Raw genomic sequence first — 21,250 nt, 5'->3', positions numbered from 1 at the left:
ATACAATAGAGAAGGATTAGACTATACGAAGAAAGCGTTGGTGAAAGTATGAAGCAGCAAAGAAATTGGCTACAAGCAACTGTAGAACGAAATGAAGATAATACGTTACATATAAAGTGGGAAAATAATATAGAAGAAGTTCGTATTTATTGGAGTACTTCACCAGATCATATTGAAGAAAATGGAGAATTACTTGTAACAGTAAGTGGGGATGCATGTACAATTGAAAACCCGAGTGAAAATGAGCGTCCATATTTTAGGTTAGTAGGAAGTAATGGACAAGCAGTCACAGTAGCTGAGCGTAGATTGCCATTACAAGGTGCGTTTAACTTCCGTGATATGGGAGGATATGAAACGACTGAAGGCCGTAAAGTAAAATGGGGTAAATTGTATCGTTCTGAAGAATTAGCAGGATTAACAGAATGGGATATCGAGTATTTACAGAAGTCGGGTTTAAAGTTAATTTGTGATTACCGTACAGATTTTGAAGTGAAGCATAAGCCGAACCCAAGTGTTACAGGTGCTCGTCAAGTGTGCTTACCAGTTATGCAAGACTTGGCGAAAGACTTGAATATAAATGAATTTTTCCAAGTTGGTGACCTTTCTATGTTAGGGAAACCAGGCGAGTATCTTGTGAAAATGAATCAAGATTTCGTAAGTGGTAATGAAGCATTCGTGAGCTTCTTAAAACTGGCGCAAAACCCGGAAAACTTACCGTTAGTAAACCACTGTACAGCTGGAAAAGACCGTACAGGATTTGGTTCTGCATTATTATTACTTTTACTAGGTGTACCGGAAAAAACAGTAATGGAAGACTACTTACTAAGTAACGGTTTCCGTGAAAAGTTAAATGAAAAAATGATGGCCTTTTTAGGTGCGAAATTACAGAACGACGAAAGTAGAGCAATATTAGGTGCAATGTTTGAAGCACGTGCTGAGTATTTACAAGCTGCGATTGATGAAGTTAAAAAGCAATATGGATCAGTGGAAGCATACGCTGAAAAAGCTCTTGGCTTTACGAAAGAATCGTTAGAGGAATTGAAAGAATTATTGCTAGAAGATAAATAAGAAGAAGGGAGGCTGATTGGATTAGCCTCCTTTTATTATTGTTGCTATAATTAAGCTATGAGAAAATAGGAATTGAGGCGAACATCATGAAATACAAAGTAATACTATTCGACGTAGACGATACATTATTAGATTTCCCTAAAACAGAAAGAAACGCATTACATAACGCGTTTGTACAATTTGGCATGCCTACAGGGTATAATGATTATCTTGAAAGTTATAAAGAGATTAGTAATGGATTATGGAGAGATTTAGAGAATAAAATGATTACGCTAAGTGAATTAGCGGTAGATCGATTTAGACAATTATTTGCTCTTCATACTCTAGAAGTAGATGCGCAGCAATTTAGTGATGTATACCTTGAAAACTTAGGAAAAGAAGTACATCTTATAGATGGTGCAGTGCAATTATGTGAGAACCTTCAAGATTGCAAGTTAGGTATTATTACGAATGGATATACGAAGGTGCAACAATCTAGAATTGGAAATTCCCCTTTATGTCACTTCTTTGATCATATTATTATTTCTGAAGAAGTCGGCCATCAAAAACCAGCGCGTGAGATTTTTGATTATGCTTTTGAGAAGTTTGGGATTACTGATAAATCAAGTGTACTAATGGTTGGAGATTCGCTAACTTCTGATATGAAAGGCGGAGAAGATTACGGTATTGATACGTGTTGGTATAATCCGAGTTTAAAAGAGAATACGACGAGTGTTAAGCCGACTTATGAAGTGGAGAACCTGCTACAAATTTTAGAAATTGCGGAAGTGGCGGAAGAAAAGGTAGCTTCATTTTAATAGAATTAAGATTTTTCGATTAGTTGATATATATTAAGTTACGGTAGATATATTTGAAAAATCGTTCATATAAGTTCATATACTATGATATGGAACAAAAAAAGATGGTACCAAGTCAAAATAATTTTACTGAAAGAAAACAGAAATAACACAAAATAATATATTTAGCTGTTTGTAATTGGTCATTACAAACAGCTAAAAAAAACGATTGCCTCTTAGGATCCAAGCAATCGTTTTTTTATTTTTTTCGGAGATGAAATTTGTATTTTTATACCCTATCTCCATCAAGTTTAAAAAATGTTTGTTCCCCAGTAATGAAAAAAATGAATTTAATTCTCATAAATAACTGTAAAGTGGTAAAAATTTCGTTTTGGGTGTAATTCAAAATCTTAAGTTAATGGGCATGAGGTGGGACCCTTTCCTTGTTTAGACCGGATATCCGCCTGTTGGCGGTGGCCAAGCACTAAATAATCTGCGAATCAGCACAATTTCTCCTAAATGGTAGGAGTTATGAGATGCAATATTCCGTAGAACACCGCCAGGGGTTTCATCAGGCCATTCCTCCAATGTTTTGTCCAATTGAACAGTTTGGGCGATCGTGCATGCCTGTTCAATCCCTTGAAGAAAATACTGAATAATCTGTTGCCACTCTTCCTCACTGCCAGGGCATTCTTCTTCAGGCCAGCTCTCTTTTACATGGGCAGGCAATGCAGGCATCTTCCCCTGAGCGGATAATAAGAGAAAATCTTGCCAATAGGTCATGTGTTTCACTAATTGATAAATAGAATAAGGCAGTTCCTCTCTGCGTTTTCCCGCAAGCGCCACGTCTATATCCGACAAAGCATTCTTGATGGGAAGATGTCCTCGTTCCCCTCTTAACGATTTTACTAATGCCTGGCTAAACGCTTTATTTGATTGCTCCATAATAACTGACTCCCATCCTGTTTTATTTTCTAATTTGCTGATTTTATGATTCCGTCTTTTTTATATGTACTAAATAAATTATAGAAGCTTTACGACTATTAAGAGAAAGTAAAATAAGGCAAGAATCACTGACTTCTTAACGTACAGGAAATCGTAGGTTTTTATTTAATTAGTACCTTAATGTACAATTGTATTAACAGATAAATCAAAGGTTCGAATGACAACATTCAGGTCTGCGTTAATATCAGCCACTTTTGATTTTAGCTTTTCCGATCCCTCCTGAATTTTATCCAATTGATTTTATTGTGAATGAACTATGAGTTGATTATAATAATTAGAGTGAACTCTAAGTCAAGAAAAAAATAATAAAAGGATAGTTATTCTATTATGAGGGAGTTCGCGAAGCAAAAATAGCGCTAATATACTAAGGTCATTCACGTGTTATAATGCGATAATTAAATATTCATATATACATAGTTTCTCAGAGTGATGCGATGTCATGTATGAGCTGTGTAACAACTAGAGGTGAGTGAAGGATGTTAATGTTTTTATTTGAGTTAGACAAGGCTATCCCGCAGAAGGATGAGCCACGGTATGCCGCTTATGCAAATGGCTTTATTGAAGGGGATTTAACGATTCGCGTGAGTGACAGCGTATTTTTTCAGAAGTCATGCATGAAGGTTGCAGAGCTTGGCATTTATTTAGGACAGTGGATGGAACAAGTGCAACATGGGCAGAAAGAACAATTGAATTATGAAACGAGTGACCGTGAGGAAGTAATTCTCGGATTCGTATATGAAGAGGAAGATCAGTGGAGAGTTTTTTCCAGTTGGCAGCAATTTGAACTTCAAGAGCGTATATCAACTACAACATTAGTAGAGAGCGTTCAACGCTATTTATATGAGCTAAATAAGGAACTGCGCGCGATAGGATATCCTGTGACGTTTGATCAGTACTTAAGAGGAGAGCGAATGATGCAGCTTTCTTATAAACGACTGTGTGATAGTAAAGCGGATACGACTTCAATAGAGGTTTACAATGGAAGCGAAGGAGTAGGCGCAGTACGGGGCTATTATAAAAATACGTTGATGAAAGTGCTAGACTTCATTCCGAAAGTCGGTAGTAATATCATTTATGAAATAAAGGATAGTAAGAACAATATTCGCGTCATTGCAAAGGATGTAAGTAGGCAGCGTCAAAGAAGGATTTTAGTAACGTACATCGATAATAATGATGCAGAGCATGAAATACTTGTATGTGACGGAAAGTTATTAGATGCAAATTTCTTATTTACTTTTACATATAAGACAGAAGAATATGTTGTTCACAAAACTTCAATTGGGCTTGGAAAATTATTACGAAACGGCTATGTAATCGCAGATTGGAATATTCGTCTTGAGGAAGATATGTATTATATCGAGATGGATGTATATGATGAGGATTATATAGAGGATCAATACTTACTGTTAGGTGTATTTCATGCGGTTTTGTATGGGTGATAAATGAAAAGTACTGGTATTCTTCATGGGAAGGATACCGGTATTTTTTATGTGGTTCTGGTGTGAAGATTGCATTTTGTCGCTTTTCTTTTTTTAGGAATTTACAGTTATAACATCTCATATTTTGTTTATAATTGTAAATGGTTATTAAAATGTATAAATGTTATTTCTTTTTTAATAAATAAAAAATATAAAAAGGAAAAATAATGCAACTTTATAACACGCTTATTCGTGTTATATATGAAAGGAGGAGGGGGATGGAAATTGAAGAAATATATAAGGTTTATATAAACGATGTGTACCGGTATTTATTTTCCCTTTCTCGTAGCCATCACGTAGCGGAGGACTTGATGCAGGAGACTTTTTATCGGGCGTATCTTTATCTAGAAGACTATGAAAACCAAAAGGTAAAATCATGGCTTTTTAAAGTGGCATATCATACGTTTATTGATTTTGTAAGGAAAGAGAAAAAAGTATCTTTTGTAGGAACGGAGGAATTAGAGACAATACAAGCAGGGGAATCTACAGAAGAGTATGTAGTCGCAAAAAATAGTTATGAAAAATTAATTCAGATTATTCATACTTTACCAGTGGTAGAGGCACAAGCTATTTTATTATGTGACGTACATCAATTAACGTACGAAGAGGGTGCTACTGTATTAGATTTAAAGGTAAATACTTATAAAAGTCACATATTTCGTGGGAGAAAGAGATTAAAAGAATTGTTAAAGGAGGAAAAGAGTCAAAATGACAAATGATAAACCTCATTCTGAACAAGATGATTATAAAGAATTGTTACAAGAAGCTCTTCATCAAAGACCAGATTCACTTCCTGATGGAAAACAGCAGCAAGTGTTGAAAATAGGTAAAAAAAGAGCTCGAATTACGAATGTGTTGATTGTATTTACTTTTTTATTACTTATTCAACCTATTTTATATATATCTACACTTTTATATTATACATTGGCACCTACAAACGCGATGGAGATACGGAATGTAGTAAATCAAACATTAAGTGTAACAGAACCTAATGTATTTATGAAAGAAAGGGATATGGAGCAAACATTGTTACCGCTTAGTTTACAATTGCATTTTGATTTGTATAAAAGGGTAGGAAAGAAAGATATTCGAATAGGAGAAGAGAAAACAGATTATTTATTAAGTAGAGCAACGAAAGTAAGCCGTGAATATACAACAGATGAAAAAATTCCGGAAGTCCCATATATAGATAACGAGGTATTATCTCATCCTAATAATTATAATGTGTCTTATAATAGTAGCGAGGAAGCTCAGGTATTAAAAGGTCTTCCACAAGAATCTGTTGTAGAAGCATTTGTATCTTTTAGAGAATTATTAAGTGTACAAGAGGTAACGGATACGTTTCCTACTATTGATATTGTTTGGTATGCCGTGAATACAGGATTAGAGGAGAAGCAAAAGAATGATGAGGGTCAGTATGTTGCCCCAATCGGTTTTCCAGCAGATATGATTTCAAGTCCAAGTGGTCCTTTTTTAAGTGACTCACCTCATGAGGAACAATTTATTGATGTGTTAAAGTCATTACGGAAGCATGAAGATTTAGCGGTGAAGCTATCTAGAGCGAAAACATTAGAGTTGTCACAGCGCATTTCTTTCCTTGAAAAAAATGGGATAAAAACATACGGGGCAGTTGTAACTGGACCTAAAGGAGAAGTTGAAAAATTGATGAGCCATGAAAAAGTTAGAAACTTGAAAGTAGGTGAAGCGAGATTATGGAATTGGCATTCTTAAAAAAAAGAAAGAGTCATATTTATAAACAGGAAACGTGGATGGGTATTATTTCATTAATTATTGCCTTTCTAGCGTTATTGTATTTGAACATTACATTGCTTATTCAAGAAATATTTATAGGCGAAGGTTTTCGAGAAATAGTTGGAGCTGGATTGATGTGTTCAGTCGTAGGCATGCTCACAAAAAGCAAAAGTCGAAAATATGCATTGTGGGCATGTAGTTTATTTGTTTTTATGTTACTGTTTGCTGTATTTGGATTTATGTTAGGTTGGATGATAAGCTTTACGCCATAAATATGTGGAAAAGAGCGAATGTAGATTCGCTCTTTTTTAATGTGTAAAAAGTAAACTAGATAAGAGAAGAACCTATCAAATTTGAAAGGAGAGCACTATGCATCTAGGCTGTGGTTTTGTTGATATGTTTTCCGCTCACGATTCAGTATTATATATTAAACTTGGTGCCCTTTATTAATCCTCAAAAATAAAAACCTCATCAATCGTACTATGTAGTGCCCTCGCTATATCGTGAGCAAGCTGTAAGGAAGGGTTATACTTTCCTTTTTCGAGATGGCTAATCGTTTCACGACGTACACCAACCTTTTTCGCTAAATCTTCCTGCGTCATATGTACTTTGGCACGGTATTCTTTTATCTTCGTTACGAACGCCATGGTGCATCTTCCATTTCATCAACTGGTTTATCGTAAAAGAAGGTAGAGAATCCGAATGTAAGAATGAGTGTGCTGAAAATAAGAGCAATATCAATCTCTTGTAGTGTAGGATTCGGAAATAACATTTCAATAAAGATAATGATAGCGGTAGTTAATAACGTAACGATAAAGGCGTTGCGGCAAGATTTATTGACGATTTGTTCAAATAGTTCATCGTGTTGAACTTTTCTATACGTCGTGAAAAAGGAGAAGAAACAGAACATAGTAAACAATCCTTTTTCATAAAAAAATCCGAGAAACCCAAAGAAACCGAGAAATCCTAAATATTTTATCCAAGTCGTTTTCATGATAGATTCTCCTTTCGATGTTAGAAATAAAGTGAAGGCTAATAATCAGTGGGGGGTGTTCATCCCCCACTGATTATTAGCCTTCACCAATCGGGCGTTTACGGGCAGCAGGGCTCCCACCTAACTTCTTTGCTCCAGCCGAATTTTGAGGTGGGAGTCTTACTGCCAGTTAATGCGGGATAAATCACTATATGTTATAAATATATCACATATGGAAATTCATAGTAATAATAGTTTTGCGATTTATTTCATAATAATAGTAAAAAAGGTTAAATATTCTGTAAAATAAAAAGGGAAATATCGTAAAATGGATGTAAGGAGGGGGAGGACGAAATGTTAACTGGGATAATGATCGTTATATTACTTGTAGTTATTACTGTAATTGGAACGGTGTTAATTGGGCGAAATGGTGATGCGAATTATAGTAAAGCGACAAAAGGAAATATTAAACGACTTACGATGATTTATATAATACTAGCTGTTGTTTTAATTGTTGGATTAGGAGTTTATATTTATTTTAAAGGTTAAAAAAACTGAAAAATGTAAAAATCTATAAATATAAGTATGCTATAATATTAATATAGTTAATTGGTAATTAAGGAAAGGATTGGATGTAATGATCGAAATTTTGAATGTGTCAAAAAGTTATAATGGATCTACCTATGCAGTAAAAGATTTAAGTTTATCTGTACCGAGCGGAGAAATCTTTGGGTTTTTAGGACCGAATGGTGCGGGTAAATCAACGACAATTAAGATGATTACTGGTATTCATGGGGTGGACAAAGGAACCATTACAATCAACGGTAAAGATATTATGAAAAATCCGATGGAAGCGAAGAAAACATTTGGCTATGTTCCAGATAGCCCGGATATGTTTTTACGATTAAAAGGGATTGAATATTTAAACTTTATGGCTGATATGTATGAAGTACCGAAGGAAGTAAGACAAGAACGAATAGAGTCATTAGCGAAGAAGTTTGATCTGTACAATGCTTTATCTGATCAAATTCAAAGTTATTCACACGGTATGAGACAAAAGATTGTTATTATCGGTGTGCTCGTACATGAACCAGATGTGTGGATTTTAGATGAACCGTTAACAGGTCTTGATCCGAAATCTGCATATATTTTAAAAGAAATGATGAGAGAACATGCAGATAAAGGGAAGATTGTATTTTTCTCGACACACGTATTAGAAGTAGCTGAAAAAATATGTGACCGCGTCGCGATTATTAATAAGGGAAATCTTCAGTTTAAAGGGAATTTAAATGAAATGAGAGATCATTTTGAATCCAATGAATCACTTGAAAAAATGTTCTTGGAGATGACGGGCAATGAGTAAAATTTTGACGTTAACGAAAGTATTATTGAAATTAAATTATGCAGATTTCATAACAGATAAAAAGAAAAGATGGGCGTATTTATTTTCATTTGCAGCCATTTTATTTGTAGGTTTTTTAATATTTGGTTCGATGACCCATGGAATATATGAAGGAATGATACACCTCGGACAGGATCCAGGAATTGTTATTGCGATGGGATTAGCAGTTGCTAGTATATGGGTATTTTTGATGAGTATTATGAACATTTTAACAGTGTTTTACTATAGTAATGATGTTGAAATGTTGCTACCGTTACCGTTAAAACCAGCGCAAATTATTTCGGCAAAGTTCTTTACAGTGTTAATTACACAATACGTAATGAGCTCGTTTATTTTATTGCCTATCTTTATTACTTACGGTTTAAAGAGTGGTGCTTTCATTACATATTACATTTATATGATTGTCATTTACTTATTCTTCCCGATCATTCCGCTAGTTTTAGCTTCGTTAATTATGACAATTATTATGAGGTATACGAATATAGCGAAAAATAAAGATCGAGGAAGTATATTTATTGGAGTCGTAAGTATACTATTTATCGTCGGAATCAATGTATTTATGCAATGGAGAAATAAAAGTGCAGTATCTGGAGCTGGAGATTCAGTTGCGAATTATCTTACAAATAATCAATCCTCCCTTTTCATACAAATGACAAATTATTTTCCGACTACATATTTTGGTGCAATGGGATTAGTAGAAAATGCATCGTGGAAGGGAATATTATACGTACTAATATACATTCTTATTTCTATCGCATTTTTCGGTTTGTTTTATTACATTGCAGAGCGTACATATTTAAAAGGGGTTATTGGACTTTCAACGAGTACAGCAAAAAAAGAGGTAATTTCAGCAGAAGGCTTACAGAAATCAACAGTACAAAGTTCACATTTAAAAGCGTATGTGAAAAAAGAATTTAAAACGTTATTCCGCACGCCACAATTTTTCTTAAATTGTATTGTGCAAACTTTTGTTATGCCAATTATGCTGTTCTTTGTTTTGTTTGTACAAGATGGAAATTTAAAATGGATTACGGAATATATTGATAATCCAGAATCAGCAGGTTTCGCAATTGGTGTTGGCCTTTGTGCATCCTTATTTTTAATGGGGAGTAACGTTATTGCAACAACGTCATTCTCACGAGATGGAAGCTCTTGGTTTGTTAATCGCTACTTACCAGTAAAGGCTTCGGATATCTTTTTTGCGAAAGCGATAACGGCCTGGTTAATTAATGTAGTCATTTTAGGAGTATTCGGTATTACAATGGGAGTTGTAGCAGGTATTTCGCCAGTCTTCATGATACTTTGGTTCTTACTAAGTGCGAACGGTTTATTGTTAATTAATTTAATCGGTACACGCTGGGATGCACAAACTGCAGATATTCATTGGGATACAGAACAGAAATTATTTAAAAGTCGATATACAACTTTGTGGAATTTTTTAGCTAATATTTTAATAGCTTTAGTTATTGTAGCGGGTGTAAGTGTATTATACTTCTTCCTTCAAGTAGGACTTTGGATTATGTTTATCGTTTTATTTGTAATGTTTACGATTGTAAATTATATCTTTATTAAAATTTTAAAATTAGGCGCTGAGCGTATATTGTCAAATATTAATTAAAAAGGTAGATCCTCTGTATTCGTGCAGGGGATTTATCCATAGATGGAGGAGAAAAGGTGAAGAAAATAGCAATTGTAACAGGGGCAACTCGTCTGAATGGAATTGGTGCAGCTGTATGCAAGGTGCTTGCTCAAAATGGGATAGACATTTTTTTCACGTACTGGCCTCGGTATGATAAAGCGATGCCATGGGGAATGAATGATCAAGAGCCCTTTTTGTTGAAAAAGGAAATTGAAAGTTACGGCGTTCGATGTGAAATGGCAGAAATCAACTTATCGCAGTCTTATTCGCCTAATCGTGTATTGTATATGGTATCAGAACGTTTAGGGGATCCATCTATTCTTATTAATAATGCGGCGTATTCTACTCCTACGAAAATTGAAGAGTTAGATGTAGAACAGCTAGATAAACATTATACGGTTAATGTTCGTGCTCCTATGCTATTAAGTTCATTATTTATTAAACATTTTTCACTTAAAACGAGTGGAAGTATTATAAATCTTACTTCTGGGCAGTCATTAGGCCCGATGCCAGATGAACTAGCATACGTAGCAACGAAAGGAGCAATAGAAGCATTTACAAAGTCAGTTGCACCAGTTGCTATGGAGAAGGGGATTACAGTCAATGCTGTTGATCCAGGACCAACGAATACAGGATGGATTACAGAGGAATTACAGCATCATTTAGTATGGAAATTCCCGCAAGGAAGAGTTGGAGAACCGGTGGATGCGGCACGCTTAATTGCTTTTTTAGTAAGTGAAGAAGCGAAGTGGGTTACTGGGCAAGTTATTCATTCGAATGGTGGTTATTCATAAAAATATTATGTTAACAAGTGTTGAGAAATAAAAAAATTAGTAATTATTTTGTTTTTTGTATAAATAAAATGTCAAGAAAGATAAAAAATTGATAGGGGAGTATGTTGTCATTTGTAGATTGTAAATCTTCATGTGACAACATACTCTTTTTCTTTTGCTACAGAGGAGGAAAATGTAGTAGAAAAAACTCGAATATTAAAATGAATTTATCGTTTTTTGTACGTATTATTATGAAGATTACTGTCGGAAAGATGGTGATTCGTATGAAAAGGGATTTTTTAAGGGGAAATAGAATCGTAAAGAGAAGGATAAAATTGTAAACATAGGGGGATTTTTATGAAAATGAAAAAGGTCGCTATCGCATCAGTAGCAATTGGTACAATGCTTACAATGGCAGCTTGTAGTACCTCCACAGATAAAGATGCAGCGAAGAAGGATCAGGCAACTGCACAAAATGAAGAGCAATCGAAAACGACAAGTGCAGATGAAGCGTCAAAAACAACGAAAGATACTGAAAAAGACACAAATACTTCTTCGAATGAAAAAACAGATAAGGATGCAAAAAATACAAAGGAATCATCAGGAACAGAAAGTAACGGCAAAACAACAAAAGAAAAAGAAACGACAGGAAAAACGAATGATCAAACTACTAGCGGGAAAACAACAGATCAAAGTACAAGTACAAACAACAACGGAAAAACAACAGATCAAAGTACAAGTACAAACAATAACGGAAAAACAACGAAAGATCCGAAGAAAAACGTCGCTGTGAAAACAAATGTAAAAGAAGTCGTTACATTAATTGAAAGCTTGGACAAGCAATTAGCTGCAAATCCTAAATTAGAATCAGTTAATAAACTTGGAAAACAAATTAATGAGAAGTGGGATGTCATTGAAAAAGAGTTAGAAGCATCACATCCGACTGAATATAAAACAATTGGCCAAAGTATGTATCCGTTAATTGTAGGAGCGGAGAAAGAAAAGATTGATATTAATAAAATGAAGTCATTAACGACAAAAACGAAAAAAGATTTAAATCAATTATTAACGAAGCTTTCATAGTTTCAAAAGCCTACTCGTGTGAGTAGGCCTTTTTAGTTTGTTGTACATTCTCGTTGGGTGTTAAGAAATAAAGACTTCATTTGAAAGGAACATCACAATGATAAAAAAGAGTGATAACTATTAAAGATATTTTTTGATAGGAAGTCATATAAAACGCTCCCTTGTATTTATATTTGCAATTTAGTAGTTTTTAAAGTTCATTATTTTCTACAAAAATTTCATTTTGTAGAAAAGGAGAATGAATTGAGATATACGATAAAGAGGAAGTTTATGATGAAGAAATTGCACCAGTATCGCAGAAAATCCTAGAAATATGTAAACGAGAATAACTTCCAATGGTCGCACAATTTTATTTAGCGGAAGAGTCTCCATACAGTGGCTGTTCAACCATTATATTGTTCGTCAGCAATTGTTCAGGGAGAACATAATGAAGAAGAAGGCATTCAGCAGTTACAATCAATTGCTCAAATTATGAAATACGGAACAAATGGACTACCAGTAGTAATGACGGCAATGATTCGAAAATAAAAAAGCAGCTAACAAAAGCTAGCTGCCCGACTCTCCAAGGGGGAACAAGGAGAAAATCTAATGTCATGTATAGTATTGACGGAATATTGAATTTTATTCGAGGAGGGCTTATTTTTAAATGTAATTTAGGGTTGGTTCCAGAAAAGTGACATACCACAAAAATATAAAATTATTAAAAGGACAATTACTATGAAAGCAATTAAAGAAACTTTCTTCCATAAATTTTTCATCAGTAGACCTCCTTTATGAAGAATATTAACACTTTTCCAGAATCTGACCCAAATAATCCTTTTACTCAAAAAAAGATCGCCTGTATACTAAGAGGCAATCTTTTTTGAGTTGTTTGTAATGGCTAATTACAGGTTTTAAATACTATTTAGTGTTATTTCTACTTTCCAAAACCTGCTCCATATTATTAGTCGCCCATTCCATCATTAAAAGGATAATTGGACGTAATGACTCGCCAAGTTCAGTTAACGAATATTCTACTTTAGGGGGCACTTCACGATATACCTCCCGATGTACGATGCCATCTGCTTCAAGTTCTCTAAGTTGAAGTGTTAACATTCTTTGGGTGATATTAGGTTTTAATCTTTTTAATTCATTAAATCGTTTCTTACCATCTAATAAATGATAAAGAATAACACCTTTCCATTTTCCGCCAATAACCTCGACCATAGCTTCTACTGGACAAGAATATTTATTTAAAAATGGATAATTTACATCATCTTCTTTTGAACTAATCATAAAAAGACTCTCCCTTAACAATAGTATCTTTTTTGATACTATAGCAAATAAATGTGCGTACTTGTATCATTGTTACTTTAAAAATATAATTTGGTTAAATAATAATTTAATGAAAAGGGGATCTTTTATGACTAACACAAAACAAAATACAAAACAAAAAATTATTGAGGCTTTTAACTTTAGACATGCATGTAAAGAATTTGATCCTATGAAGAAAATTTCAGAAGATGATTTTAAATTTATTTTAGAAACAGGAAGATTATCTCCTTCTTCTTTTGGATATGAGCCTTGGAAATTTATTGTGGTACAAAATAAAGAATTAAGAGAAAAACTATTACCATATTCATGGGGAGCAGGTGGGCAACTTTCAACAGCAAGTCATTTTGTCATTGTTCTTTCAAGAAACATCAAAGATATGCACTATGATGCAGAGTATATTCAGCACATGATGAAAGATATTATTGGATTGCCTGAAGAAGCCCAACAGATGAGATATGAATTCTTCAAAAAATTCCAAGAATCGGATTTTAAATTGTTAGACTCCGAACGTGCTGTATTTGATTGGTCATCAAAGCAATCTTATATTGCTTTAGCTAATATGATGACTAGTGCAGCTCAAATCGGTATTGATTCTTGTCCAATGGAAGGATTCGATAAAGAAAAAGTAGATTCTTTACTTCGTCAAGAAGGAATTTTAAAAGATGACAATCTTGAGGTGTCAGTTATGGTTGCATTCGGATACCGTAAAGGAGAACCACAATTTAATAAAACAAGACAAACTATGGATACTATTGTTGAATGGATTTAATAAGATAAATTTGTATCCATATAACGAAAAAAACGCTACCCTGTCTATAGAAAGGATAGCGTTTTTTTATGTCTGTTTTTAAATTTAGCGAGAATGCTTTGTGAATAGTTGAATTGCCTTTTCAGGTACATAGAATTTCCCGTTGCTTTCTACAACGATGCCTCCTAATTCATAATCTTTCCCACCAATATAGATAATGTTTTTATTAACAAACAATTTGGCCTCCGTATTATTGCGTTTTACTACAAGCACCGGGTTTCGTACATCTTTTTTGTCAATCGTTACAGTTGCACCAATTTGTTTAAAGGATGTTTCAGCATCTAAGAATAATTTCTTAGTTAATTCTTCTAATTGAAAGCCCATTGCTTTAGCCATTATTTTCGCAATGTCTGTATTTTGGACTAAACCGTATGGCTTTTGAGGACCGTAAGAGTATAAGAATACATCTTCACCCGTATGACCACCAGTTGTAAAACCGATGTTCGCACGGTTGGCCAATAATTTAGTAAGGATTGGACCTACATCAGTTTTCTTTTGTGCAGCTTTTAACAGCTCTTTTTCATTATCAGTTAGGTCGTCTAAACCGTAAAGTGCAGCGATCTCTTTTATATTAGATAAATCATCTTTTAGTTTATTTGTAGCACCCTCAAGTGTCATTTTCGCCTTTTTCAGTGGGGCAATGTAAGCTGATACTGGTGTGGTATCATATCCTTTTGTGGTATTGCTGTTGCCAATGGAAATACCGCTATTACCATGATCCGCTAAAGCAATGACCATAGTGTTACCGTCTTTCTTCGCAAATTCTAATGCTTCTGTAACTGCATCATCAAATGCCAATACATCGCTAATCATCCCGATTGGGTCATTTGCATGTGCTGCCCAATCTGCCTTACTACCTTCTACAAATAAGAAGAAACCATCTTTATCTTTTGATAATGTTTGAATTGCTTTTCTCGTCATCTGGGAAAGAGTTGGCTGCTTAGGATTGGTTATTATACGATCCATATCGAACGCAAGGGCAGTATTAGAGAAAGAACCCCAGATTTTCTTTGATTTGGAGTTTAATAACGCATCTTTTGTTTCGACAAAGTCATACCCTTTGTCTTGAATCACTTTTACTAAATCTTCGTTGTCTTTACGAATTCCGTTGCTTGTCGTAGGCTGAAGTGCTGCTTTTCCACCACCTAATACAACTTCTATATTTTGATAAACTTGCTGTTCACCAAGTACTTCGAAATCTTTACGGTTAACGTGGTGGGCAGAGAAACTAGCAGGAGTAGCATGTTGAATTTCTGATGTAGCAATGATTCCTGTCGCGCGGCCGGAACGTTTTGCGCCTTCTAATACGTTGGCAACTGGACGAAACTTGCATTCTTCTTTCACTGGTTCTAAGCCAGGTGAATTCACAACAGAAGGTAATACGCCCACGTAGCCTGAATTTGATTTATTTCCTGTCGCTAAAGCTGTGGCTGCTGGTGCAGAGTCCGTAATAGCTGATTCTGCGGAATACGTACGAACACCTCCGGATACAATTTGATCTAGTGCAAGAGGTGAACCTTTATACCAGCGGGCTAATGTTGTAGCAGAAGAACTTGTCCCATCTATAACCATGAAAATCACATTTTTAGGTTGCTTTCCTGCTTTTTTTACCTCAGCTTTTACCTCGTTATCGTTCATTATGATTCCTGTTGCTAATGTAAATAGTGCTATCGTTCCCGCTAATGTTAGTCCCATTATTTTTTTTCGAAGAGTAGTCATTGTGGTTCCTCCATAGGTCGTTTTCGATATCCAAATCTAACGTTCGTATGTAAACAAGATTTATTATTAGTAGTACCCCATTGCAACGAAACTAACAATAACTATGGAGTCGAAAAGTTAAATTTAAGCTACTTCTTCAGCAAAATATTCTCCTCATATAAAACTTCTTTGCACCCTTAGTTACATGGTCTTTCCTATAAAAAGAATCTTCTCTTTATTTTATGGGAAACATTTAAAAAAGGATGGTGGGGACATGACAATTGATCGAGTTTGTACAATTGGGCCAGCGAGTAATAATGAAGAAACGTTAGCGCAGTTAATAAACAATGGTATGAAAATTGTTCGGTTAAATTTATCACATGGTACGCATGAAAGTCATAAAGACATCATTCGTTTAGTAAAATCGTTAGACGATTCTATTAAAATTCTAGGGGATGTACAAGGTCCTAAAATAAGATTGGGTGAAATGAAAGAGGAACAAATTACACTTGAAGCAGGGGAGTTATTTACTTTACATACCAATCCAGTTCAAGGGAATAAAGAAGAAGCAAGTGTTGATTATGTAGGGATCGCGAATGACGTGAAAGTTGGAAGTAGAATTCTTATTAATGATGGAGAAGTTGAGTTAATCGTTGAAAAGATAAGTTCGGAAAAAATAGAAACAAGAATAAAAACAGGTGGCAATATTTCCTCTCATAAAGGGGTGAACTTACCAGGTACAATTGTTAGTTTGCCAGCTATTACGGAGAAAGATAAAAAAGATATTCAATTTCTTCTAGAAGAGGAAGTTGATTTTATTGCGTGTTCTTTCGTTCGAAAACCTAGTCATATAAAGGAAATACGAAGTTTTATACATGAACATAAAGAAACATCTCCTAATTTAATTGCAAAAATAGAAACGATGGAAGCAATTGAGAATTTTCAAGACATATGCAAAGAAGCGGATGGCATTATGATCGCAAGGGGAGATTTAGGTGTGGAATTGCCGTATCAATTTATTCCACTGTTACAAAAAATGATGATTCGTGAGTGCAATCGAACGAATACATATGTCATTACAGCGACACAAATGCTTCAATCTATGGTAGATCATTCTATTCCTACAAGAGCTGAGGTGACAGATGTATTTCAAGCTGTACTGGACGGGACGAATGCTGTTATGCTTTCTGCTGAAAGTGCGTCAGGAGATCATCCAATCGAAAGTGTGAAAACGTTACGTCTCGTTTCGGAATTCGCTGAGCATGTAAAAAAAGACGGTCCTTTTGCGATGAAAGATGTATTGGAATTGCTGCATAAGTCTCTTTAGTTTATATAGAAGGATTTATCTCTCATCCTAAAAACGTACGGAAACGAATTAGGGTATGAGGTGCCATTTTAGTATTTACTTACAGATTGAAAGGTGGCATTCCAGCTGCCTATATGAAAGAATCATTATGGAACATGGAGGTCTTTCGGAAATCTAAAGAAGGATTTTAAATTAATTAATCCAATTATCTCATTTAAAATATGTTCATTCCTATTCATAAATGATATCCTTATAGTTGAATACTTTTGCTGAATCAGCAAGAATTTGTCGTTCTTTCTGTATGAATTCAACTTTTTTATGGAAAGATATGTTAGTAAGTGTGCAATTTGAACATTTTATTTTTTAGAGTATGATAGGAGGAGAATGAATATGGAAGCAATTGAAGTAGGCGAAATTTTTAGTCTTACCGATGAGAATAATGAAGAACAGGAAGTTGAAGTGCTTGGAGCGATGGATGTCGAAGGTGCAGAATATATTGCGGTTGCCTTTGTAGAAGACATTCAAACAGAAACTGAGGAAGACATTGATATCTTCTTTTTAAAAGTAGAAGAAGATAATGAATTCTCATACATAGAGAATGACGAGGAATTTGAAAAAGTATCTGCGGCGTTCGAGAAGATTATGGACGAGCAAGAACAAGAATAATAATAAAAAGAGTTAGACAAAAGAGGGAGATGCATATCTGCCCTCTTTTGTTATATGGTTGAAAATTACATTTATAGAAATCAATAATTATATTATGTAAACTGAATGACTCTTTATTTATGCACTAGAAAAACCACCCAAATGAGGGTGGCGCTTATTATATATAGTTATTAAATGTGTTATTTTCCAAGGAAGAGAGGGGAATCTTCACTTCAGTACCTTCCTTCATATTACGCAATACAACTGTTTCTGTAGATAGTTCCTCTTCACCAATTATTAGCACATACGGGATATTTTCTTTATTTGCATAATTAAGGGCACGTTTCAATTTACGTCCAGCTAGTTCAAGTTCGACTTTTAAAGAAGTAGTAGAGCGCAATTGCTGGGCAATTTGTAAACATTGTAATTCTGTCCCGAGTGGAATGATAAAAAGATCTGCTGTAGATGATATGGTTTCTTTCTGTGATAGAGCTGTATAAATGACATCTAATCCGAATGAAATACCGACTGTTGGATAGTTCATATTATCACCACGGAATGCTCCGATAATATTATCGTATCGACCACCGCTACCGATGCTAGATGTAATCGTGCCATCTTTTAGAAAGATTTCATACACAGTGCCTGTATACATTGTGAGTCCTCTTGCTAAAAACGGATTGAATATCGTATTTTCATTTATTCCGAGGGCGAGTAAGTATTGCTGTAGTTGTTGTAGTTCCTCTACTCCATCGGCGACAAGTGTATTATTGAAAGTGTCTTTAAAGTCGGCTATAGTGAGCTTTAGGCAAGATAAAACAGTATTACATATTGTATCAGCCATTTCTACAGTAATCCCGCGCTCCAATACATCTTTTCGTACACCATCAATCCCAATCTTTTCGATTTTATCCAATGATAAAATTACGTCACTCGTTAATTCGGTAGGGATGTTAATAGACTGGAGAATACCGTTTAACAATTTTCGGTTATTATATTGGATCGTTACTTCTAAGTTTAACGTTCGGAACAGCTCAAACGCCATGCCCATGAGTTCAGCTTCCGCCATGACTGATTCTACACCGACTATATCAACGTCACATTGAATGAACTCACGGAATCTTCCTTGTTTAATCGGACCATCTCGAAATACTTTTCCAATTTCATAGCGTTTAAAGGGTAGGCGGATGTTCGGATTCATCGCCACGACTTTTGCGAAGGGAATTGTTAAATCATAACGTAAGGCAAGATCGCGTTTTCCTTGATCCTTAAGTGTATATATTTCTTTTAAAATTTCATCGCCACCACCGTACTTGTAAGACATAAGCTCATACATATTTAACGTTGGTGTCTCTAACGGTTTACAGCCATAACGTTCAAACGTATCTTCACAAGCTCTTTTAATTTTATTTCGTAGTACTTGTTCCTCTGGTAAATAGTCTTTTGTCCCTTTTACATTTTTCATTTCCACCATAATCACTCCTCTTTTAAATTAAAAAAAGCTATGCGGGTATAAAAATACCCACATAGCTTTATGAACGCTTCGTGGGTCAACAGGAAAAGCCCTGTATCCACGAAGAAAAATTTTTCTTCGGATACACGGCGTTACGTATGATGATGAAGTTGGAAAGAAGTATTAAAAGTTCGCATTAAAAATCTCTCCTTAACATAAGTTTTTCCAAATTATATCAGATGAATTTGGAAATATCAATATTTTCAGTTTTGAAGAATACGTGAAGTTATGTAGGAGAAATTGAAAAGAGTGTATAATAAAAGAAAACTTAATAATATGAAATAACTTTTTAAGGAGAACACTATGAAAAAAGATAAAACAAATGCGATGCGAATATTAGATAAAGAAAAAATTGAATATTCGATGATGTCATATGATCCGGACGATGGGAAAATTGATGGCGTATCAGTTGCTGGGAAAATTGGTAGAGAAGTGAGAGAGGTATATAAAACGCTTGTCGCTCAAGGGAATAGTAAGGATTATCATGTGTTCATTATCCCAGTAGATGAGGAACTAAATTTAAAAGCAGCTGCAAAGGCGGTCGGTGAAAAGAAGATAGAAATGATTCCTGTTAAAGATATTACGAAAGTTTCAGGGTATATTCGCGGTGGTTGTTCACCAGTAGGAATGAAGAAGTTATTTTCTACATGTATTGATGCGAGTGCTCAATCGCTTGAAACGATCATTGTAAGTGGCGGGAAAATTGGAGTACAAATTGAGCTTAAAGTTGATGACTTGGCGAAAGTGACGAGAGCGCAGTTTGGTGAAATAACGAAATAAGTATACATAGGAAAAGAAGTTCTAATTTTATTAAATTTAGATAAAGATTTATAGGATAATTAGTCCATTATGAGGGCGAATTATCCTTTTTTATTTACATAATGAATGAAATGAAAAGAGATTGAATTTTTAGTTTAATTAGTATAATATGGATGTGTAATTTTAATCATTTGTTTGGCTTTAGGAGGAGTACAATGCCTCGTTTCAAAGACTTTAAATAAACAGCAGAGTTACTTTTAAAGATAGACAAAGGACGGGAGAGTGTTTTAATGAGGGTTCAAGAAATACCATAAGAAAGCACATATTGGGGGATGCCAGTATTTTGGCCCCCCCCCCACGCTAAGAGTATGCAAGATTTTATACAGTTTTTTGGCTAATCCAGTAACAAACAAGAACCCTAAAACCGTGCCAGGATAGGAATGTATAAAAAAATGTATAGATTCATAGAACTAAAAAAGAAGGTTCCCTTGTTAGAGCAGGGTTCTTCTTTTTCCTTGCTACCGATAATGAGACGTTATGTTAACTGATCATGTATACAATATGCATTGTTCCTTCTTCAACTAAAGGGCAGATTAGTTGAAGAAGGAATTTCTCTAAATTTGGAAGAATTAATATTAAAAAATATGTTAAGGAGCTTGTGAATTATATGGAATCCATTAGCAAAAGCGAAGTGAAGCTACGAGATATCACAGAGAAAGATCTACCTATCTTTTTCGAACAACAACTAGATTCAACGGCGAACTATATGGCTGCTTTTACAGCTAAAGACCCCACTGATAAGGACGCATTTTTTGACCATTGGAAAAAAAATATTGCTGACGAGACTATTACAATTAAGACTATATTATTCAATGGCATTGTCACTGGACACGTCTCGAACTTTGAACAGTTCGGCGAACCCGAAGTAAGCTACTGGATTGGGAAGGAATATTGGGGTCATGGTATTGCAACTAAAGCGTTGTCAGAGTTTCTGGAGTATATTAAGGTACGCCCGCTCTATGCTCGTGCCGCTAAAGATAACCTCGCCTCCATTAGGGTATTGGAAAAATGCAGGTTTAAAATCATCTCTGAAGATAAAGGTTTTTCCAACGCAAGAGGCAAGGATGTTGAAGAATTTATTTTGAAGCTCGAACCTTATGATATGTAATTTAATACCGTAATACGATTGGAGCGGTTCTTGACTAAGAAACCTTCTGTTGTTTAACTAACGGGTGGCTTTAATTGAGCAAGAAACTAA

The 21,250-nt window shown here is 34.8% G+C and carries 23 protein-coding genes; 17 read left to right on the top strand and 6 right to left on the bottom strand.

Going from position 1 to position 21,250, the window contains the following annotated elements; all coding sequences use genetic code 11:
* Window positions 1–48 precede the first annotated feature (48 nt).
* Together NSQ08_RS15145 and NSQ08_RS15140 are read left to right on the top strand one after the other, a co-directional pair.
* Entirely contained in the window at window positions 49–1,068 is a 1,020-nt protein-coding gene (locus NSQ08_RS15145; RefSeq protein WP_159146934.1) for a tyrosine-protein phosphatase, read from the top strand.
* Window positions 1,069–1,154: 86 nt separating this feature from the next.
* Complete coding sequence (locus NSQ08_RS15140) at window positions 1,155–1,865, top strand: YjjG family noncanonical pyrimidine nucleotidase (RefSeq protein ID WP_340776475.1); 711 nt, start codon at window positions 1,155–1,157, stop codon at window positions 1,863–1,865.
* Between the two features lie 426 nt (window positions 1,866–2,291).
* On the opposite strand, the gene NSQ08_RS15135 is transcribed toward NSQ08_RS15140, so the two are convergent.
* The gene (locus NSQ08_RS15135; protein ID WP_340776473.1) at window positions 2,292–2,789 is read right to left on the bottom strand and encodes a DinB family protein; all 498 of its coding nucleotides are present in this window, start codon (window positions 2,787–2,789) and stop codon (window positions 2,292–2,294) included.
* A 536-nt stretch (window positions 2,790–3,325) separates the two neighbouring features.
* Between NSQ08_RS15135 and NSQ08_RS15130 the strand changes: the two genes are divergently transcribed.
* From NSQ08_RS15130 to NSQ08_RS15115, 4 genes are all read left to right on the top strand, one after another.
* A complete protein-coding gene (locus tag NSQ08_RS15130; RefSeq protein ID WP_002142519.1) occupies window positions 3,326–4,288 on the top strand; it encodes a tubby C-terminal domain-like protein in 963 nt (320 codons plus the stop codon).
* Window positions 4,289–4,545: 257 nt separating this feature from the next.
* On the top strand, window positions 4,546–5,046 hold the full coding sequence (locus tag NSQ08_RS15125) for a sigma-70 family RNA polymerase sigma factor (protein WP_002013989.1): 501 nt from the start codon (window positions 4,546–4,548) through the stop codon (window positions 5,044–5,046).
* Complete coding sequence (locus tag NSQ08_RS15120) at window positions 5,036–6,058, top strand: anti-sigma factor (RefSeq protein ID WP_002142518.1); 1,023 nt, start codon at window positions 5,036–5,038, stop codon at window positions 6,056–6,058. Before NSQ08_RS15125 ends, NSQ08_RS15120 begins: the two co-directional genes overlap by 11 nt.
* A complete protein-coding gene (locus NSQ08_RS15115; protein WP_002128289.1) occupies window positions 6,040–6,351 on the top strand; it encodes a hypothetical protein in 312 nt (103 codons plus the stop codon). Before NSQ08_RS15120 ends, NSQ08_RS15115 begins: the two co-directional genes overlap by 19 nt.
* A 174-nt stretch (window positions 6,352–6,525) precedes the next feature.
* Here the strand turns inward: NSQ08_RS15115 and NSQ08_RS15110 are convergent, their stop codons facing one another.
* The gene (locus tag NSQ08_RS15110) at window positions 6,526–6,726 is read right to left on the bottom strand and encodes a helix-turn-helix transcriptional regulator (RefSeq protein ID WP_002084410.1); all 201 of its coding nucleotides are present in this window, start codon (window positions 6,724–6,726) and stop codon (window positions 6,526–6,528) included.
* Window positions 6,714–7,073, bottom strand: coding sequence for a DUF3796 domain-containing protein (locus tag NSQ08_RS15105; RefSeq protein ID WP_002033294.1), 360 nt, complete (start codon window positions 7,071–7,073; stop codon window positions 6,714–6,716). Before NSQ08_RS15105 ends, NSQ08_RS15110 begins: the two co-directional genes overlap by 13 nt.
* A gap of 333 nt (window positions 7,074–7,406) precedes the next feature.
* Here NSQ08_RS15105 and NSQ08_RS15100 point away from each other — a divergent pair, with 333 nt between their 5' ends.
* The 6 genes from NSQ08_RS15100 to NSQ08_RS15075 all read left to right on the top strand — a co-directional run bounded on the left by NSQ08_RS15100 (window position 7,407) and on the right by NSQ08_RS15075 (window position 12,477).
* Window positions 7,407–7,601 carry a hypothetical protein gene (locus NSQ08_RS15100; protein WP_002142517.1) on the top strand — a complete coding sequence of 65 codons (195 nt, stop codon included), beginning with the start codon at window positions 7,407–7,409 and terminating at the stop codon, window positions 7,599–7,601.
* A gap of 88 nt (window positions 7,602–7,689) precedes the next feature.
* Complete coding sequence (locus NSQ08_RS15095) at window positions 7,690–8,415, top strand: ABC transporter ATP-binding protein (RefSeq protein ID WP_002033261.1); 726 nt, start codon at window positions 7,690–7,692, stop codon at window positions 8,413–8,415.
* The gene (locus tag NSQ08_RS15090) at window positions 8,408–10,072 is read left to right on the top strand and encodes a putative ABC transporter permease subunit (RefSeq protein ID WP_159146931.1); all 1,665 of its coding nucleotides are present in this window, start codon (window positions 8,408–8,410) and stop codon (window positions 10,070–10,072) included. The genes NSQ08_RS15095 and NSQ08_RS15090 overlap by 8 nt, the downstream gene beginning before the upstream one ends.
* A 56-nt stretch (window positions 10,073–10,128) precedes the next feature.
* Entirely contained in the window at window positions 10,129–10,887 is a 759-nt protein-coding gene (locus NSQ08_RS15085) for an SDR family oxidoreductase (protein WP_002013978.1), read from the top strand.
* Between the two features lie 336 nt (window positions 10,888–11,223).
* Entirely contained in the window at window positions 11,224–11,949 is a 726-nt protein-coding gene (locus NSQ08_RS15080; RefSeq protein WP_002033268.1) for a hypothetical protein, read from the top strand.
* A 375-nt stretch (window positions 11,950–12,324) separates the two neighbouring features.
* A complete protein-coding gene (locus NSQ08_RS15075) occupies window positions 12,325–12,477 on the top strand; it encodes a hypothetical protein (RefSeq protein WP_002033270.1) in 153 nt (50 codons plus the stop codon).
* Between the two features lie 372 nt (window positions 12,478–12,849).
* On the opposite strand, the gene NSQ08_RS15070 is transcribed toward NSQ08_RS15075, so the two are convergent.
* On the bottom strand, window positions 12,850–13,224 hold the full coding sequence (locus NSQ08_RS15070; RefSeq protein ID WP_002013973.1) for a winged helix-turn-helix transcriptional regulator: 375 nt from the start codon (window positions 13,222–13,224) through the stop codon (window positions 12,850–12,852).
* A gap of 127 nt (window positions 13,225–13,351) precedes the next feature.
* Between NSQ08_RS15070 and NSQ08_RS15065 the strand changes: the two genes are divergently transcribed.
* Window positions 13,352–14,032 carry an NAD(P)H-dependent oxidoreductase gene (locus tag NSQ08_RS15065; protein ID WP_016100992.1) on the top strand — a complete coding sequence of 227 codons (681 nt, stop codon included), beginning with the start codon at window positions 13,352–13,354 and terminating at the stop codon, window positions 14,030–14,032.
* A gap of 84 nt (window positions 14,033–14,116) precedes the next feature.
* On the opposite strand, the gene NSQ08_RS15060 is transcribed toward NSQ08_RS15065, so the two are convergent.
* Window positions 14,117–15,790, bottom strand: coding sequence for an alkaline phosphatase (locus NSQ08_RS15060; RefSeq protein WP_137077283.1), 1,674 nt, complete (start codon window positions 15,788–15,790; stop codon window positions 14,117–14,119).
* Between the two features lie 253 nt (window positions 15,791–16,043).
* Here NSQ08_RS15060 and NSQ08_RS15055 point away from each other — a divergent pair, with 253 nt between their 5' ends.
* Both NSQ08_RS15055 and NSQ08_RS15050 read left to right on the top strand, forming a co-directional pair.
* Window positions 16,044–17,096: a pyruvate kinase gene (locus NSQ08_RS15055; protein ID WP_002167963.1), complete on the top strand. Its 1,053-nt coding sequence runs from the start codon at window positions 16,044–16,046 to the stop codon at window positions 17,094–17,096.
* A gap of 363 nt (window positions 17,097–17,459) precedes the next feature.
* Entirely contained in the window at window positions 17,460–17,741 is a 282-nt protein-coding gene (locus NSQ08_RS15050) for a DUF1292 domain-containing protein (protein WP_002013967.1), read from the top strand.
* Window positions 17,742–17,898: 157 nt separating this feature from the next.
* Here the strand turns inward: NSQ08_RS15050 and NSQ08_RS15045 are convergent, their stop codons facing one another.
* The gene (locus tag NSQ08_RS15045; RefSeq protein ID WP_340776443.1) at window positions 17,899–19,194 is read right to left on the bottom strand and encodes a histidine--tRNA ligase; all 1,296 of its coding nucleotides are present in this window, start codon (window positions 19,192–19,194) and stop codon (window positions 17,899–17,901) included.
* 342 nt (window positions 19,195–19,536) lie between these two features.
* On the opposite strand from NSQ08_RS15045, the gene ybaK reads away from it, so the two are divergent.
* Both ybaK and NSQ08_RS15035 read left to right on the top strand, forming a co-directional pair.
* Window positions 19,537–20,013: a Cys-tRNA(Pro) deacylase gene (gene ybaK, locus NSQ08_RS15040; RefSeq protein ID WP_002142510.1), complete on the top strand. Its 477-nt coding sequence runs from the start codon at window positions 19,537–19,539 to the stop codon at window positions 20,011–20,013.
* Between the two features lie 646 nt (window positions 20,014–20,659).
* Entirely contained in the window at window positions 20,660–21,160 is a 501-nt protein-coding gene (locus tag NSQ08_RS15035) for a GNAT family N-acetyltransferase (protein WP_002013963.1), read from the top strand.
* The last annotated feature ends 90 nt before the right edge of the window (window positions 21,161–21,250 follow it).

Origin of the sequence: Bacillus sp. FSL E2-8887, assembly GCF_038007205.1 — a bacterium.
In the GTDB taxonomy this organism is placed as follows: Bacteria; Bacillota; Bacilli; order Bacillales; family Bacillaceae_G; genus Bacillus_A; species Bacillus_A mycoides.
This window is presented reverse-complemented; position numbering and strand designations above follow the sequence as displayed.

Coding starts and splice junctions, on each gene's coding strand:
- NSQ08_RS15105 (WP_002033294.1), bottom strand. CDS start 7,073: ATGAAAACGACTTGGATAAAATATTTAGGATTTCTCGGTTTCTTTGGG.
- NSQ08_RS15095 (WP_002033261.1), top strand. CDS start 7,690: ATGATCGAAATTTTGAATGTGTCAAAAAGTTATAATGGATCTACCTAT.
- NSQ08_RS15125 (WP_002013989.1), top strand. CDS start 4,546: ATGGAAATTGAAGAAATATATAAGGTTTATATAAACGATGTGTACCGG.
- NSQ08_RS15100 (WP_002142517.1), top strand. CDS start 7,407: ATGTTAACTGGGATAATGATCGTTATATTACTTGTAGTTATTACTGTA.
- ybaK (WP_002142510.1), top strand. CDS start 19,537: ATGAAAAAAGATAAAACAAATGCGATGCGAATATTAGATAAAGAAAAA.
- NSQ08_RS15120 (WP_002142518.1), top strand. CDS start 5,036: ATGACAAATGATAAACCTCATTCTGAACAAGATGATTATAAAGAATTG.
- NSQ08_RS15035 (WP_002013963.1), top strand. CDS start 20,660: ATGGAATCCATTAGCAAAAGCGAAGTGAAGCTACGAGATATCACAGAG.
- NSQ08_RS15055 (WP_002167963.1), top strand. CDS start 16,044: ATGACAATTGATCGAGTTTGTACAATTGGGCCAGCGAGTAATAATGAA.
- NSQ08_RS15115 (WP_002128289.1), top strand. CDS start 6,040: ATGGAATTGGCATTCTTAAAAAAAAGAAAGAGTCATATTTATAAACAG.
- NSQ08_RS15070 (WP_002013973.1), bottom strand. CDS start 13,224: ATGATTAGTTCAAAAGAAGATGATGTAAATTATCCATTTTTAAATAAA.
- NSQ08_RS15145 (WP_159146934.1), top strand. CDS start 49: ATGAAGCAGCAAAGAAATTGGCTACAAGCAACTGTAGAACGAAATGAA.
- NSQ08_RS15130 (WP_002142519.1), top strand. CDS start 3,326: ATGTTAATGTTTTTATTTGAGTTAGACAAGGCTATCCCGCAGAAGGAT.
- NSQ08_RS15065 (WP_016100992.1), top strand. CDS start 13,352: ATGACTAACACAAAACAAAATACAAAACAAAAAATTATTGAGGCTTTT.
- NSQ08_RS15080 (WP_002033268.1), top strand. CDS start 11,224: ATGAAAATGAAAAAGGTCGCTATCGCATCAGTAGCAATTGGTACAATG.
- NSQ08_RS15090 (WP_159146931.1), top strand. CDS start 8,408: ATGAGTAAAATTTTGACGTTAACGAAAGTATTATTGAAATTAAATTAT.
- NSQ08_RS15110 (WP_002084410.1), bottom strand. CDS start 6,726: ATGGCGTTCGTAACGAAGATAAAAGAATACCGTGCCAAAGTACATATG.
- NSQ08_RS15140 (WP_340776475.1), top strand. CDS start 1,155: ATGAAATACAAAGTAATACTATTCGACGTAGACGATACATTATTAGAT.
- NSQ08_RS15060 (WP_137077283.1), bottom strand. CDS start 15,790: ATGACTACTCTTCGAAAAAAAATAATGGGACTAACATTAGCGGGAACG.
- NSQ08_RS15135 (WP_340776473.1), bottom strand. CDS start 2,789: ATGGAGCAATCAAATAAAGCGTTTAGCCAGGCATTAGTAAAATCGTTA.
- NSQ08_RS15045 (WP_340776443.1), bottom strand. CDS start 19,194: ATGGTGGAAATGAAAAATGTAAAAGGGACAAAAGACTATTTACCAGAG.
- NSQ08_RS15050 (WP_002013967.1), top strand. CDS start 17,460: ATGAATATGGAAGCAATTGAAGTAGGCGAAATTTTTAGTCTTACCGAT.